9 protein-coding genes are annotated in these 17,611 nt (G+C 34.0%); 6 read left to right on the forward strand and 3 right to left on the reverse strand.

Annotated features, from left to right (window positions below):
- Positions 1-41 precede the first annotated feature (41 nt).
- The 6 genes from ispG to KM029_RS04460 all read left to right on the forward strand — a co-directional run bounded on the left by ispG (position 42) and on the right by KM029_RS04460 (position 12,540).
- Positions 42-2,024, forward strand: coding sequence for a (E)-4-hydroxy-3-methylbut-2-enyl-diphosphate synthase (ispG, locus tag KM029_RS04435; RefSeq protein ID WP_144075567.1), 1,983 nt, complete (start codon positions 42-44; stop codon positions 2,022-2,024).
- A 363-nt stretch (positions 2,025-2,387) separates the two neighbouring features.
- Positions 2,388-4,175, forward strand: coding sequence for a 30S ribosomal protein S1 (gene rpsA / locus KM029_RS04440; protein WP_144075568.1), 1,788 nt, complete (start codon positions 2,388-2,390; stop codon positions 4,173-4,175).
- Between the two features lie 427 nt (positions 4,176-4,602).
- The gene (locus KM029_RS04445; RefSeq protein ID WP_144075569.1) at positions 4,603-7,137 is read left to right on the forward strand and encodes a TonB-dependent receptor; all 2,535 of its coding nucleotides are present in this window, start codon (positions 4,603-4,605) and stop codon (positions 7,135-7,137) included.
- A gap of 18 nt (positions 7,138-7,155) precedes the next feature.
- Entirely contained in the window at positions 7,156-8,607 is a 1,452-nt protein-coding gene (locus KM029_RS04450) for a hypothetical protein (protein ID WP_144075570.1), read from the forward strand.
- A gap of 216 nt (positions 8,608-8,823) precedes the next feature.
- Positions 8,824-11,391 carry a TonB-dependent receptor gene (locus KM029_RS04455; protein WP_144075571.1) on the forward strand — a complete coding sequence of 856 codons (2,568 nt, stop codon included), beginning with the start codon at positions 8,824-8,826 and terminating at the stop codon, positions 11,389-11,391.
- Positions 11,392-11,412: 21 nt separating this feature from the next.
- Positions 11,413-12,540 carry a hypothetical protein gene (locus KM029_RS04460; protein ID WP_144075572.1) on the forward strand — a complete coding sequence of 376 codons (1,128 nt, stop codon included), beginning with the start codon at positions 11,413-11,415 and terminating at the stop codon, positions 12,538-12,540.
- A 65-nt stretch (positions 12,541-12,605) separates the two neighbouring features.
- On the opposite strand, the gene KM029_RS04465 is transcribed toward KM029_RS04460, so the two are convergent.
- The 3 genes from KM029_RS04465 to KM029_RS04475 form a co-directional block, all read right to left on the reverse strand.
- A complete protein-coding gene (locus tag KM029_RS04465) occupies positions 12,606-13,475 on the reverse strand; it encodes an alpha/beta hydrolase (protein WP_144075573.1) in 870 nt (289 codons plus the stop codon).
- Between the two features lie 72 nt (positions 13,476-13,547).
- Positions 13,548-15,698: a methylmalonyl-CoA mutase gene (gene scpA / locus KM029_RS04470; RefSeq protein ID WP_144075574.1), complete on the reverse strand. Its 2,151-nt coding sequence runs from the start codon at positions 15,696-15,698 to the stop codon at positions 13,548-13,550.
- Between the two features lie 60 nt (positions 15,699-15,758).
- A complete protein-coding gene (locus KM029_RS04475; protein WP_144075575.1) occupies positions 15,759-17,597 on the reverse strand; it encodes a methylmalonyl-CoA mutase family protein in 1,839 nt (612 codons plus the stop codon).
- Between the last annotated feature and the right edge of the window lie 14 nt (positions 17,598-17,611).

Here is a 17,611-nt window from a genome sequence, read left to right on the forward strand (position 1 = left end):
TTAAAATTAATCTGTATTTTTGCCTCAAATAATCATTCCAAATGAAAAAAGAAGAGATACAAGCAAATTTATATTGTGACAATATTAACGCGTACGAAAGAAGAACTACCGTTACCGTAAAAATAGGAAATGTACCTATGGGTGGAACCAACCCAATTAGAGTACAATCTATGACAACTGTTGACACAATGGATACTGAAGGATCAATCGAAGAAGTAATTCGTATGGTTGATTCTGGATGTGAGTACGTGAGAATTACTGCACCAAGTATTAAAGAAGCTGAAAACCTTCAAAATATAAAAGATGGATTATTAGCAAGAGGATATAACGTTCCTTTAGTTGCTGATATACATTTTACTCCAAATGCCGCAGAAGTTGCTGCTCGAATTGTTGAAAAAGTTCGTATCAACCCTGGAAATTACGCAGATAAGAAGAAGTTTGATTTCATTGAGTACGATGATGCTACTTATCAAGAAGAATTAGAACGAATTAGAGAACGCTTTATTCCTTTAGTAGAGATATGCAAGGAACATGGAACAGCAATGAGAATTGGAACAAACCATGGTTCATTGTCTGATCGTATCTTAAGTAGATATGGAGACACCCCACTAGGAATGGTAGAATCTGCTCTTGAATTCTTGAGAATTTGTAATGATCTTGACTACCATGAGATTGTTCTATCTATGAAAGCAAGTAACACACAAGTAATGGTACAAGCATACCGTTTATTGGTGCAAAAAATGAACGAAGAAGGTTTAAAACCTTACCCGTTACATTTAGGTGTTACAGAAGCAGGTGACGGCGAAGATGGTAGAGTAAAATCTGCTGTTGGTATAGGTACTTTATTAGAAGATGGGCTTGGTGATACTGTACGTGTTTCATTAACTGAGGCACCTGAAGCAGAAGCACCTGTTGCAGAATCTTTAATCAACCGTTATGACCATAGAGCTGATAATAGTTCTCCTATTGTAACTAATATTAGTGTATCTCCTAAAAATCCTTTCAAATACGAAAGAAGAAAAACTAAAGAAGTTGAGAACTTTGGTGACCATAATGTACCAAGAGTAATTGCTGATTTTAGTAAGGTTAATACTATAGAAATGTCAGACCTTAAAAATATTGGACACCACTATTTACCTGCTACAGATAAGTGGGGAATGTCTGACCATGGGGCTGACTACATATACACTGGAGCTGAAACATTACCTTTTATGGCTCCAAATGGGTTAAAAAATATTATAGATGCAACTGTTTGGAATGACCAATCTGCAGCAGTGCCTCTATTTGAAGTAGATGCATTCTTTAACGCGAATGAAGTTCACCCTACAATTAATTTTGTTAGAGGAACATTTAATGCCTTCACTCCTGTTGTTCTTTCTGAATTAGCTGCGTATAATAATGTAGTTCTTATTTTACATACAAATAACGAACACGCAATGCCAGAACTTAGAGCTTCTCTTTTCAAATTTTACACAGAAAATTTACAATTACCTGTTGTGATTGAGAGAGAATATAATAAAGTTGATGCTGATCAACTTCAACTTTACAGTTCAACAGATATTGGCGGACTATTAATAGATGGCCTTGGTGATGGAGCATTATTAAAACCTTTAGCATCGTCTGACAGAAATGACCTTTTGGAAAACATTAAGGTGAGTAATAGATTGGCCTTTGGTATTCTTCAAGCAGCTCGTACTAGAATGACAAAAACAGAATACATTTCTTGTCCTTCTTGTGGTAGAACACTATTTGATTTACAGGAGACTACAGCTATGATCCGTAAAAGAACAGACCACCTTAAAGGGGTGAAAATTGGAATTATGGGCTGTATTGTAAACGGACCGGGCGAAATGGCAGATGCAGATTACGGTTATGTTGGATCTGGTAAAGGAAAAATTACCTTATATAGAGGACAGGAAGTAGTAAAAAGATCTGTTCCTGAAGCAAATGCAGTAGATGAATTAATTAATTTAATTGACGAAGATGGTAATTGGTTTGCTCCATCAGATGATCTTTTAAATTAGTAAAATCATATTTTTAAATTAATAAGAGAGTTAAGAACAGATTTAAATTGTTTTTAACTCTCTTATTTTTTTATGATTCCTGAGTTTTGACGCTATTAAATCCACTTATTAAAAAGAGTATTTATCACCTAAGAAGTCATCCAATCAGTGCTGTTACTTTAAAGAAATTAACAGCTAAACAGCTACAAATCTTCATTTTATAAGAATAAATTCTTACCTTTGCATGCTGAATTATACGTACTAGCTCTATAATTCAGAGTGATTTCCACGTACTAGCTCTGTAAATCACACAATATCAATATTTTAAATTATATCTCTTTCGTGACAGCACTAGCGGAAGAGCGTAAACAGTGCTTTATTATTATGTCAGAACAATCACAAGACTTCAACTGGGACGAATTCGAAGCAGGTTCTTCAGCATTCGGTGATGGCTATTCAGCTACAGAAAGAGAAGAAATGTTGAAAATGTACGAAGGTACATTGAATTCATTAACTGAAAAAGAAGTAGTTAAAGCTACTGTAGTTTCTATTACAGACCGTGATGTAGTATTAAACATTGGATTCAAATCTGATGGTTTAGTTCCTTCTAACGAATTCCGTGACACTCCGGACCTAAAAGTAGGTGACGAAGTTGAAGTATTTGTTGAGCAACAAGAAGACGCAAATGGTCAACTTGTTCTTTCACGTAGAAAAGCTAAAATCGTTCGCGCTTGGGAAAATATCCAAAATGCATTGGATAACGACGAAGTTATCGAAGGTGTTATTAAGCGTAGAACTAAAGGTGGTCTTATCACTGATATATTTGGAATCGAAGCATTCTTGCCAGGTTCTCAAATTGATGTGAAGCCTATCCGTGACTTCGACGTATTTGTAGGTAAGAAGATGGAGTTAAAAGTAGTTAAAATTAACTATGCTAACGACAACGTTGTAGTTTCTCATAAGATCTTGATCGAAAAAGATTTAGAAGAGCAAAAACAACGTATCTTGAACAACCTAGAAAGAGGTCAAATCTTGGAAGGTGTGATCAAAAACATGACAAACTTCGGTGTATTCATCGACTTAGGTGGTGTAGATGGTCTTCTTCACATTACAGACATCTCTTGGGGACGTATTTCTCATCCAGAGGAAGTATTACAACTTGACCAAAAAGTTAACGTTGTTGTTCTTGACTTTGATGATGACAAGAAACGTATCTCATTAGGTATGAAACAACTTACTTCTCACCCTTGGGATTCTCTTGGTGCTGATGTTGAAGTTGGAGCAAAAGTTAAAGGTAAAATCGTTAATGTTGCTGACTACGGTGCATTCTTAGAAATTATGCCAGGCGTTGAAGGTCTGATCCACGTTTCTGAAATGTCATGGTCTCAACACTTACGTAACCCTCAAGACTTCATTAAAGTTGGTGACGAAATCGAAGCAGTTGTATTAACTATCGATCGTGACGAGCGTAAGATGTCTCTAGGTATCAAGCAATTAACTGAAGACCCTTGGACTAAGAAAGACTTATTAGAGAAGTATGCAGTTGGAACTAAGCACTCAGGTGTTGTTCGTAACTTAACTAACTTCGGTCTATTCTTAGAATTAGAAGAAGGTATCGACGGTTTAGTTCACGTTTCTGATCTTTCTTGGACTAAGAAAATCAAGCACCCATCTGAATTCATCAAACAAGGTGAGCAATTAGATGTTGTTGTTCTTGAAATCAATCCAGAAGAGCGTCGTTTAGCGTTAGGTCATAAGCAATTAGAAGAAAACCCTTGGGAACACTTCGAAACAGTATTCACTGTAGATTCAGTTCATAAAGGTACTATCCTTTCTAAATCTGACAAAGGTGCTGTAATCGAATTACCTTACGGTATCGAAGGTTTCTCTATGAGCAAAAACCTTAAGAAAGAAGACGGATCTAATCCTGAAACAGGTGAATCTTTAGACTTTAAAGTATTAGAGTTCTCTAAAGATGATAAGAGAATCCTTCTTTCTCATGTTCATGTTTACAATGAAAACGCAGCAGTTGCAGCTCCTAAGAAAGCAGCAGCTAAAAAAGGTGGTAGCAAGCCAGCAGCACAAGGATCAAACGAAGAAGCTACAACTTCTTTAGGTGATTTGGATGCATTAGCTAACTTGAAACAACAACTTAAAGGTGGTAAAAAGTAATTAGCTAACCGCTAATTATTATTTATACTTTTAGTTTAAGCATACAGGTACACCCTATTTACTTCGGTAAGTAGGGTGTTTTTTTATAGGTAAAAATTAACATTAGTATTATTTATTGAAAACACAACCATTAACAACACTTTACACACCTTATAAACTAGATTAACAATAGATTCTACTATTACTAAAAAACAACTCAAAATAATATTATTCACTTATTTTAAATAGGACATTTAAGCAATGTTAACTCTAAATGAACTTTTATTCATTTAACTTTATTAACACAATCATTAATAGTTGGTTTTCAGTTAATTACATTACTAAACATTGTTTAATATAAAATAATGATATAAAAAATGTGAAATAAAAACTTAGTTTTGCAACATTATTTATACTTCCAATTATTCATCTACACAATTTTTCATTTATGAAAAACACTTTACTCCTACTTCTTTCATTATTGATATCCGTATCAATTAATGCACAAGAATCATCGACGTTGATCAAAGGTACTGTGATCGACGGAGCAACTGGAGAACCTGTTATTGGTGCTTCTGTAATTATTGACGGAACAACAACAGGTGCAATTTCAGATTTTGATGGTAACTACGCTATCAAAACATCTTTGTCAGGTACAAAAAAATTAGTTATCTCGTTTGTGGGATATACTTCGATTGAAAAACAAGTTGAACTGAATGGTTCTACTATTACAATTGGAGAAACGAAATTAAATTCTGATGCAATTGGTCTTGCTGAAGTTGAAGTTATTGCTTCTGTTGCAATTGACAGAAAAACTCCTGTTGCAGTTTCTACAATCAATCCAGAGAGTATTGAAACTAAATTAGGAACAAAAGAATTTCCAGAGATCTTAAAATCTACTCCCGGTGTTTATGCAACTAAACAAGGTGGTGGATATGGTGATGCTAGAATTAACATACGTGGTTTCAACTCAGCTAATGTAGCTGTAATGATTAATGGAGTTCCAGTAAACGACATGGAAAATGGCTCTGTTTATTGGTCTAACTGGGCAGGTTTATCTGATGTAACAAGATCAATGCAAATGCAAAGAGGTCTTGGTGCTTCTAAAGTTGCTGTTCCTTCAGTTGGGGGTACTCTAAATATTCTTACTAAAACTACAGACGCTCAAAAGGGTGGTAATATCTTCTATGGTATTGGTAATGACGGTAGAGAAAAAATTGGTGTTACATTGTCTACAGGTAAAATGGATAATGGATATGCAGTAACATTCTCAGGTTCTAGAACTACTGGACAAGGTTTTGTAGACGCTACCTCTTTTGAAGGGTACTCTTACTTTATCAATGTTTCGAAAGAAATAAATAAAAATCACATGTTATCTTTCACTGCTTTTGGTGCACCACAAGAACATGGACAAAGAAATGGTTATAACCAAGGTATTGAAGATTATCAAAAATATGGTGGAATCAGATATAACTCAGATTGGGGATATCTAGATGGTCAAGAATACAACTTATTCACGAATTTCTATCATAAACCGCAAATTTCATTAAATCACTATTGGACAATTAATGACAAATCAAGTCTTTCAACTTCAGCTTATGTTTCAGTTGGACAAGGTGGTGGAACAGGTTTCCTAGGTACATCTAAAGACACTGATAATTATAGAAGAGCTGATGGCCTTATTAATTTCGAACAAATTAGAGATGAAAATATTGAGTTAGCTGAACAAGGTTTAGGTTCTGAAACTATCTTGAGATCTTCGAATAATAATCATACTTGGTTTGGAGCATTGTCTGTTTATGAAAATAAACTGAATGATTATCTTACTTTTATGGGTGGTTTAGATATTAGATATTATTATGGTGAACACTACAGACAAGTAGAAGATTTACTTGGTGGTAATTATTATTTAAGCAATTCAAATATGAACCAACCAAATCATAAAGCGGTTGTTGGAGATAAAGTTGCTTACAATAATGATGGTGAAGTATATTGGCTAGGAGGATTTACTCAACTTGAATATTCAAAAGATAAATTATCTGCATTTGTCTCTGCATCACTTTCAAACACTACATATATCCGTTATGATTATTTCCAATATGAAAAAGGAAATCAGAAGTCTGATAATTACAATTTTATTGGATATAACTTAAAAGGTGGTTTAAATTATAATCTTACAGGAAATCATAATGTATTCTTTAATACAGGTTACATTTCAAGAGCTCCTTTCTTCCGTTCTGTATTCCCTAATTATACTAATGAAGGAAATAAAACAGCAGAAAACGAAAAAATATTATCTTTTGAAGTAGGTTATGGTTTCCGTTCGTCTAAGTTCAATGCTAACCTAAATGTCTACCATACACAATGGAAAGATAGATCATTCACTAAAACCGTAAATCAAGACTACACTGCTAACTTATTAGGAGTGAATGCTACCCATCAAGGTATTGAATTAGATGCAAAATATAACATCAACCATAAATTAACAATTACTGGTATGTTATCAATTGGTGATTGGAGATGGGATAATGATCTAGAAAATGTCCCTGTTTTTGATCAAAACAACCAACAGGTTGACTCAGTGAATGTATACATCAAAGATTTACACGTAGGTAATTCAGCTCAAACAACTGCTGCTCTTGGTTTAAATTACAAAATTGTTAAAGGTTTAAGATTTGGAGTAGACTACAACTTCTTTGGTAATAACTATGCGGACTTTGATCCTACTCAACGTGATAACGCTGAAGATAAAAGTGAGGCATGGAGAATGGAAGACTTTAACGTAGTTGATCTTAATGTAAGTTATAATTTCGAATTAGGTAAAGTATTTAATGCCACTGTTTATGGTAATGTTGACAACTTATTGAACTCTGAATATATCACAGATGCTCAAGATGGTGCAGATCATACCGCTCAATCAGCTACTCGTATTTACTATGGTACTGGTAGAACTTGGAACATGGGAATGAAATTAAAATTCTAATCGAAAATAAATAAGACAATGAAAAAATCATTAATATATATATTAGCATTATCTGCGGGATTATTTTCTTGTGAACCTTATAAGGATTTACAAGAAGCTGCAGATAGTGAATTAGTTTTAAAGAGAGATAATGATGCAATTCCTGCAACAACAACTATCTCTGCTGACGACGTTGTTTATTCTAGTAAAACAGTTGCTCAAAATGAAATCCCATCATTTTTATCAGAGAAATACAGAGCAAATGTTTATACTGATAGTAAAATCATTGAAGTTGAATATACTGTCGTTCAACAATCTTTAGCTCCAAAAAACTTCTTAGACGATGACGACTATGCAAGTGTTGGTAATGAATTTTGTAAAGAAGATGCAGGTTGGGTTCAAAATGACACAATCAATATTGCAGATGCAGATAAAGAAATAATGTTGACTTCTGACGACTATAATTTTGTAGGTCAGAAATACGGTAATTTCAGTTCATCTGACTATGACGAAGGTGTTTATAATGGATATACTTATGACAGTAGATTAGACGCAATGATTAGTGACATTCTTCAAAACTTCAGAAATGAAGATAGAACTAAATCCATTAGTGTAATCTTTGACGTCTATAAAGAAGGTCTTGACACTTTAGTATATACAGCTGATTCTGTTAAAGGCTGTGCTTACCAGTTCTTGCCTAGTGATAATATTGAAGATAAAATAACAGGTATTTTCAATAATAACAACCCAGATCAACTATCAGATAGCCAAATTAGTGCTGTTTATAAAGTTGGTGAAATTAATGGTGAAATTTCAGAACACACTGAATTTTTCCAAAAACAAACAACAGGTTCTTGGGTAATGATTACTTCAGCAGATTTAGTACATGAATATGATACTTTACAAGATGCTGATTATACTGCATTCGGATTTAAATATCCTAACTTCTCAAGTTCAACTCCTCAAGAAAATTATTTACCAAGATTTTTAGCATCTAAACATGCTTATGCACAAGAGGGTGATAATTACCGTATGGTCTATAATTATTATACTGGAGGAGTAACCGTAATGGATATTGCTGAATATAAATTTGAAGATATGCAATGGGTTTTGACTGCTCCTATATCTGAAGAAACAGTATCATCTGATAAATTTAAATATACTCACTCATCTGAAAGTAATACAGGGGAATGGAAAGTATCTCTAGCAGCAGTTATTACATTAACTCAAGCAGATTATGAGTTAACAGGAGATGGTAAATACAGTAATTTCTCAAGCTATGATGATAAAGAAGGGGAATACCCTGAAGGTACTCAAGTAGATAATATCATTGATGCTAAAATCAATCATATTTTATTGACAAATTATTCTCAGTATAATAAACTAGATCAAGAAGCTTCTGTTTCTTTTGAATATTATGATGGAGTAAGAAGCACTAAAACAAGAAGTTATATTTATAATACTACAACAACAAATTGGGACGTTCAATAAGATAACAATTTGTACAATTCTAAACCCCAACATGATTATATCATGTTGGGGTTTTCTTTTTTGTAAAACATAGCATATTTCTAACGCAATAAATTAACTTATTTTTTATATTCGATAAGGCATTACTACTTATTGAAATATAACCCAAAAAGTAAATGCTAAATTTTTAGATATTTTTAAATTACCTCTTCAATCTAATTAATTATTCAATATTGTATGAAAAAGACTACAATGTTGTTTCTTGCATTTCTGATTTCATTATCTAATTATGCACAAGAAGCATCCACTGTCATCAAGGGTACGATCATAGAAAAAGAAACTGATCAACCTGTTATTGGTGCATCAATAGTAATTAAAGGAACTACTATAGGTACAACTTCAGATTTTGATGGAAATTTCACGTTAAAAACTAGTAAATCAGGTCCCGTTGTTTTAGATATATCATTTGTTGGTTTACAAACTATTCAGCAAGATGTAAATTTAGATGGGTCCGAAATTAATTTAGGCAATCAATATATGCCTTCTGATGCCATAGGTTTAGCAGAAGTCGAAGTAGTTGCATCTGTAGCAGTAGATAGAAAAACACCTGTAGCCGTTTCTACTATTAAACCAGAAGTGTTAGAAGAAAAACTAGGAACTCAGGAATTTCCTGAAATTTTAAAATCCACTCCCGGTGTATACGCTACAAAATCTGGTGGCGGGTATGGTGATTCTAGAATTAATTTAAGAGGTTTCTCTTCTGCAAATATTGCGGTAATGATTAATGGTGTTCCGGTTAACGACATGGAAAATGGCTCTGTTTATTGGTCTAACTGGGCAGGTCTATCTGATGTAACAAGAACAATGCAAGTTCAACGTGGTTTAGGTGCTTCTAAAGTAGCTGTCCCTTCTGTTGGTGGTACCATAAATATTCTTACTAAAACAACCGATGCTAAAAAGGGTGGTAACCTAAGTTATGGCATTGGTAACGATGGTTACAGCAAAATCGGTTTCACAGCCTCAACTGGGCAAACTGAAAATGGTTGGGCAGTTTCGGTTTCAGGTTCTAAAACCACTGGTGTTGGTTTTGTAGATGGAACAACTTTCGAGGGATATTCTTACTTCGCAAATGTTTCAAAAAAAATTAATGATTACCATCAATTGTCATTTACTGTTTTTGGAGCTCCTCAAGTTCATGGTCAGCGTAGAAATAAAGTCTTACTTTCAGATTATAAAGAATCTGGAAGAGGTATTAAATACAATGGTGATTGGGGGTATAGAAATGGAGAAGAATACAATGTTAGAGAAAATTATTATCATAAACCTCAAATATCTTTAAACTGGTTCTGGAACATTAACGATAAAATGGATTTGGCAACCGTACTTTATAGTTCGATTGGCCGTGGTGGTGGATCTGGCGGTACTGGTGTTGATAAATTTGGACCTAGTCTTAGCAACCCCTATCGTAGAGATGGTGTTATAGATTTTGATAAAATTGTTGATGAAAATATTGCTAATGGTAGACAAGGATCAGAATCTATTATTTATAATGGAGTAAATAATCATCAATGGTATGGAGGTTTATCTACGTTAACGGCTCAAGTAAGTGAAAATATTACATTTACGGGTGGTTTAGACATTAGATACTACGAAGGCAATCATTACAGAGAAGTAAAAGATCTTCTTGGCGGTCAATTCTATTTTGATCCAGCAATTAGTAATGCAGAAGCTGGTTCAATTGGAGCAACGCAAAGAGCTGTAAAAGTTGGAGATAAAATACAATACAATAATGATGGTTTAGTTTGGTGGCAAGGTATATTTGCTCAAGCTGAATACTCTAAAGATAAATTAAGTGCCTTCCTATCATTATCAGGGTCTAACCAATCGTTCCAAAGAATAGACTATATGCAATATGCTCCTGAAAATCAAAAAACTGATTGGCAAAGCTTTTTTGGTTACAACATAAAAGGTGGTGCAAATTACAATCTTACAGATGTACATAATGTATTTGTAAATGGTGGATACTTCTCTCGTCAACCATTTTTTAATAGTGTATGGCCAAATTACAACAACAATACAAACGAAGGTGTTGTAAATGAAAAGGCATTAAGCTTTGAACTTGGCTATGGCTATAGAGGTAAACTAGTTTCGGGTAATATTAATGTTTACCATACTACTTGGAAAGATAAATACTACAGAGCATCAGTTAGACAAGCAGGTTCTTCTGTGAGTTATTCAGCAAACATACCAGGTTTAGATGCTGTTCACTCTGGTGTTGAACTAGACTTTGTAATTAGACCAAATGATAAATTTACAATTACAGGTATGGCTTCTATTGGTAATTGGAAATGGGATAAAAACGTAACCGATGTTCCTATTTATGATGATACACAACAAGAAGTAGGAACTGTAGATGTGTATGCTAAAGGTTTACATGTTGGCGATGCAGCACAAACAACTGCCGCATTAGGGTTAAATTATGTAGTTTTAGCTGGTTTAAAAGTTGGAGCAGATTGGAATCTTTATGATAGACTATTCGCAGACTTTAATGTTACACAAGTAGATACACCAGAAAAAAGTGTTGATTCTTGGCAAGTTCCTACATATAGTTTATTTGATCTTAACGCTAGTTATAAATTCCCAATTGGCAAGATTGATGCAACATTATATGCTAAGGTTAATAATGTCTTTAATACTTATTATGTTTCAGATGCATTTGACGGCTCGTCGCATGATTGGGATACAGCACAAGTTTTCTACGGCGCTGGTACAACATGGTCTACAAGCATTAAACTTAATTTCTAGTCAAAAATAATTATAGATATAATGACAATTTTTAAAAATATAATTGGGCTAGTCTTAGTATTTCTAATGACCATTGCCTGTGACCCTCTCAAGGATATAAATGACTCCATTGATGACGGTCGTTCTCCAGTGTCCTCTGATTATACATTCACAGATGATGATTATGGTCTATCTTGTAATGCAGATGTGCAAAAATTTATGAGTTTTAGTGAAACTGTCCCACCAGATAATGACACTTGTGGTGTAGCTCAAATCTTAAATCAGAAGTTTTATGGTGTAAGTGGTGATATTATGAATACCACATATAATTATTATAATGCTTTATATAAAGGTACTACAGTTTCATATACAGCTACACAGTCTGATTATGATAGATATGGTGGTTTTGGTTCCCTTAGTTTAAATTCATCTATTCAAGTTTGTGATTCGGTATTTACTGCGAATAATGGATCTCCTGCTGAAAAAAGTGATGTAGTTAGCTTAACAGCCACATACTATGACAATGGATATACAACTCCTACTGATACATTAATTGAATACATCTCATTTGGAAGTCCTATTTGGCAACAAATATATGTTCTTCAATCAGATGATTATAGAGCGATGGATCAATCATATGATAACTTTAGTAGTAAAAATGATGCATTAGCAAGAATTCCTACGTGGCTTAATCTAATTGAAAGACCCTATGCATCTGAAGGAGACGTACAAGTTATTCAATATTCCGTATCTGAAAAGGACAGCGATGGCAATAGAGTAACAAAAGATTATGTTGCAGAATTTAATTATACAAATGGAACTTGGGTAGCTATAAATGATACTCAAGCTCAAACTGGAGCATACAAATGGGACAATGAAACGAAACTATGGAATGTTTCTCCAGTTTACACTTTTGTTGTTACAACAGATGATAAATACGATCAAGAATATACATTAACTGAAGCAGATTATACTTCTGTAGGTGAAAGCTATCCAAATTTTGATGGTAGAAATAATACTCAAGAAGACATCGATACAAAAATTGGTACTATTCTTAATTCTCAATCTGAAATTGTAATTGAAGAAGGGCAAAATATAAAAGTAAACTATGTAGTTTACGATGGTAGTTCTAATGATGAAGTCGGTTATTACAAAGCTACTTTACCATAAAAACCTATCAACATTTACTTAAAAAGGCAGTCCATAAACTTAAATGATTATGGACTGTCTTTTTTTTATTTCTGATGAAAAGTATCTGTTACAAACTTAAGAACATCTAGTAATGCAGATCTCCAATACGACCAACTATGACCGCCATCACGAACTCTATATTCATGTTCGATATTTTTCTTTCTCATTTTGATATGTATCAAACTATTCCCTTCAAAAAGGAAATCATCATCTCCACAATCAATATACCACTTGATCTGATTTTCAGGAGCTATTTTATCTGGTAAATTATCTACAAGAACTAAAGGGTTATTCTTATCATAATGTTCTTTAATTTCACTTTTTGATTTCCCTTTATAATATTCATCGACCTCACCTACTCTTTCTTCTGGATTTGCCTCTCCAAACCAAGCACTTAAAGGGCATGCTGAAGAAAATAATTCAGAATGGTGTAAGGCATATACAAAGGTTCCACCACCTCCCATCGAGAGTCCAGCAATTGCTCTATATCTTTTTTCTTTTCTAATACGGTATTTATTTTCTACAAAAGGCATTAACTCATTAAAAAAATAATCTTCATAGTTCCAATCACCATCAATTGTGTTAAAATAACCAATTCTATCTGTATCTGCATCAGGCATAACAATTATCATTGGTGTAGCCTTTCCTTCATTAATTGCTTTATCAGCAATATAATTCACTTCACCAAATTGAATCCAACCAGTATGATTATCACTATACCCATGCAATAAATATAAAACAGGGTAACTCCTCTCAGATGCATCATATCCAGGTGGTAAGTAGATAGAAAAATTACGCTCACCTTTTAAAATTTTACTAGGCACTTTTAAATTGTCATATACTTTTCCATATTCTTGTGCATTAAGTAAAAAAGGAGATAACACAAACATTGCTAAAATTAATAATTTCTTCATTCTATAGATGGTTAATTAAAAAAGGGTATCAAACCCGAAAATTTGATACCCTAAAAATAAGAACACATTTATTTATTTTTCAATTTCTTCATCCTCTAATAAGAGTTGAAGTACTTTTTTAGCCGAAACAGGAATCTTAGTACCCGGGCCAAAAATAGCAGCTACACCATTATCGTATAAAAATTGATAATCTTGTTCTGGAATTACTCCACCCGCAAAAACCATAATATCTTCACGGCCTAAACGTTTTAACTCTTCGATTAACTGAGGAATTAATGTTTTATGTCCGGCGGCTAAACTAGAAGCACCAACACAATCCACATCATTTTCAGCTGCCTGACGAGCTACTTCTTCTGGTGTTTGGAATAGAGGTCCCATATCAACATCAAAGCCAATATCTGCAAAACTTGTTGCAATAACTTTAGCACCTCTATCATGACCATCTTGTCCCATCTTAGCAATCATTACTCTTGGACGTTTCCCCTCCAATTTCTCGAATTCATTAGCTAAACTTTTTGCTTCTGCAAAAGCTTTATCTCCAGCCACTTCATGAGAATAAACTCCTGAAATATTTCTAATTGTTGCTTTATAACGGCCAAAATCTTTTTCCATAGCATCTGATATTTCACCTAAAGACGCTCGACACCTTGCTGCCTCAACAGCCAATTCTAATAAGTTACCTTCACCTGTTGCTGCTGCAACTTCGATAGCTTTTATGGCTGCATCTGCCTTTGCTGCATCTCTATCTTCACGCATTTGTTTTAAACGAGCAACCTGTCCTTCACGAACAGTAGTGTTGTCTATTTCTAAAACGTCAATATCTGTCTTTTCGTCTGAAATGTATTTATTTACACCTACAATTGTATCATGACCAGAGTCAATTCTTGCTTGTTTACGAGCAGAAGCTTCTTCAATACGCATCTTAGGAATACCTTTCTCAATGGCTTTTGCCATTCCCCCATTTTCCTCAACCTCTTCAATCAACTTCCATGCTTTTTGAGCAATCTCATTGGTTAAATATTCTACATAATGCGAACCAGCCCAAGGATCAATTACTTTACAGATGTTAGTTTCATCTTGCAAATACAACTGAGTGTTACGAGCGATACGTGCAGAAAAATCTGTTGGCAATGCAATCGCTTCATCAAGTGCATTTGTATGTAGAGATTGTGTATGTCCTAATGCCGCACCCATTGCTTCAATTGCCGTTCTTGCTACATTATTAAATGGATCTTGCTCAGACAATGACCAACCCGACGTTTGAGAGTGTGTTCTCAAAGCCATCGATTTTGGGTTTTTAGGTCCAAACTGTTTCACAATTTTAGCCCAAAGCATTCTACCTGCACGCATTTTAGCAATCTCCATAAAATGGTTCATACCAATAGCCCAGAAGAAAGATAAACGAGGTGCAAAAGCATCAATGTCTAACCCTGCCGCTTTACCTGCTTTCAAATACTCTAAACCATCAGCTAAAGTATAAGCCAATTCAATATCTGCTGTTGCTCCAGCTTCTTGCATGTGATAGCCAGAAATTGATATTGAATTATACTTTGGCATATTGTTAGAAGTATAAGAAAATATATCTGAAATGATACGCATTGATGGTTTTGGTGGATAGATATAGGTATTTCTAACCATAAATTCCTTCAAAATATCATTCTGAATTGTACCACTCAACTTCTCTTTACTTACACCGGCTTCTTCTGCAGCTACAATGTAAAAAGCAAGAACAGGTATTACTGCTCCGTTCATTGTCATTGATACAGACATTTTATCTAATGGTATATCATTAAATAAAATTTTCATATCCTCTACAGAATCAATAGCAACACCTGCTTTACCTACATCACCCACAACACGTGGATGATCAGAGTCATAGCCTCTATGTGTAGCTAAATCAAAAGCTACTGACAATCCTTTTTGACCTGCCGCCAAGTTTCTTTTATAAAATGCATTAGATTCTTCTGCTGTAGAAAAACCTGCATACTGACGGATAGTCCATGGGCGAAGTGCATACATTGCAGAATAAGGACCTCTTAGAAATGGAGGTAAACCTGCTCCAAACTCTAGATGTTCGGCAGTACTACAATCTGCTTTATCAAACCCTTTTTTTACAGAGATTCCTTCTGCTGTTTTCCATTCTTTGCCTTGTTCAGCAACTAACTTTTCAGCAGATGTAATCTTGATTTTATTTATATCTAATTTTGAAAAATCTGGTCTCATCGTTCTTTAATTTAAGTTCGAAAACAAGTGAATGTTAACGTGACATACTCAATTACGACATTAAACTATTTCTAAGTCTGATTGGAATTGATTTAAAGCCTGGATAGCATTGGTTTTTACATGAACAAAACCATCAACACCTGCCGCTAAATAATCTGCTTCTTTATCACCAGGGTAACCTGCCAGAATTAGTTTTTTATTTTTTGCTTCAGATGCCTTAAATGCAGTCGCAAATTTGCCTACACTCTCTGCATATTCAGCATCAGAAGAGCACATTACAATTACATCAGCTTCAGAATTAATTGCTCCTTCTAAAGCTTCATCTACGCTATTATAAAACTGTTCTGAAGAAACAAACCCAGCTGTACCAAAGAAATCCATTGCAAAAGTAGAACGTGCTTTACGCATAGCTAAATTACCAAATAAAGCATTAAACACTTTAGGTCTAGCACCTCCGTCATGAACATATTTTTCTGTTTTTAAACGAAGATTCTCAAACTGTAAAGTTGCTCTTTGAGGGTGTAACAATTCTACTTTGCTTATCTTATCATGTGTGACAGATATATTATCAGGGTTGATTTCCTCTAACTGATTCGGGTATCTATTTGTACCAACATATACACTTCTACGTTGTGCAATTAGTTTTTCTTTATGGTCTCTTGTTTTAGTAATCAAGCTTTGAATTACGCCATTATTAAAACATTCCAAGAAACCATTTTCTGATTCAATAGTTTGGAACAGCATTAAGGCTGCATCCATAATTTGTTCAGATAGAGAATCGATATAATAAGAACCTGCAGATGGATCTGCTACTTTACCTAAATAAGCTTCCTCTCTCATAATATGAGAAATATTTAGAGCAATACGTTGAGATTGCTTTGTTGGAGACTCATAAGATGAATTATGTGCTACAATGTTAATAGCATTTACACCACCAAGAACAGCAGACATTGCTTCTGTTGTATTACGCAACATATTCACATTTGGATCATATATTGATTTAGACCAAAGTGATGAATTTGCAACAATTAATAAATTCTCAGGGTTAAATGATGTATCATACAATTTTGCAACTTCAATAGAAAGCAGTCTAAATGCTCTAAATTTTGCAATTTCATGGAAGTAATCACCTCCAACCGTAGCCTGAAAAATCAAGTTACCTAACACCTCTTCAGGTTCAATATTAAATTGACCAAGTTGATCAATATATTCAACAACTGTATTTAAAGAAAACGCTAATTCTTGTACATGGTTGGCCCCTGCATTTACAAAAGCATCAGTATTAATACTTAAAACTTTAAAGCCGGGCATCTCAGTTGTATAGGAGATCAACCTTGACAACCGTTGAAAACCTTCTTGCTCTATTTCTCCTGTTGTTGTATAGTTTGCTAGAGGATCAAAATTTACATAACCTCGAACTTTATCAAGTGATACGCCATGAATATGTAAATATCCAACATAATCACGTACAAGTGTTCTTGGATGAGATACATTTTCGAAACAAACATGTACCATTTCAATACTGATACCTTTTAAGGCCATTTCAATATCAAAATTCTTAATACTATCAACATTAAAAATTAAACCTTCAACACCTCTTTCTAAAAGATAAAGTGCATTATCGTTAATTTCTTTGTTTGTTGCTCCTACTACTCTCTGAAAACTATCCCAGTTCAAACCCTCATCTTCTGATGAAGGTAAAATTTTTTTTAATTGATCTAGTACACCTTCTTTCCCTACTCTATCTTCTGCAGTATAATATGGAGAAATGGTCATCCCATTTTCTGTTTTCCATACTAGTTTTTTATCGAAATCAGCTCCTTTAAGGTCAGTAATTACTTTTTCTTTCCAAGTTTCTTTACTGATCGGTTCGAAGTCTGAAAATAACTTCTCAGCCATAATTATGTTATTTT

This window comes from Flammeovirga kamogawensis (genome assembly GCF_018736065.1).
In the GTDB taxonomy this organism is placed as follows: Bacteria; Bacteroidota; Bacteroidia; order Cytophagales; family Flammeovirgaceae; genus Flammeovirga; species Flammeovirga kamogawensis.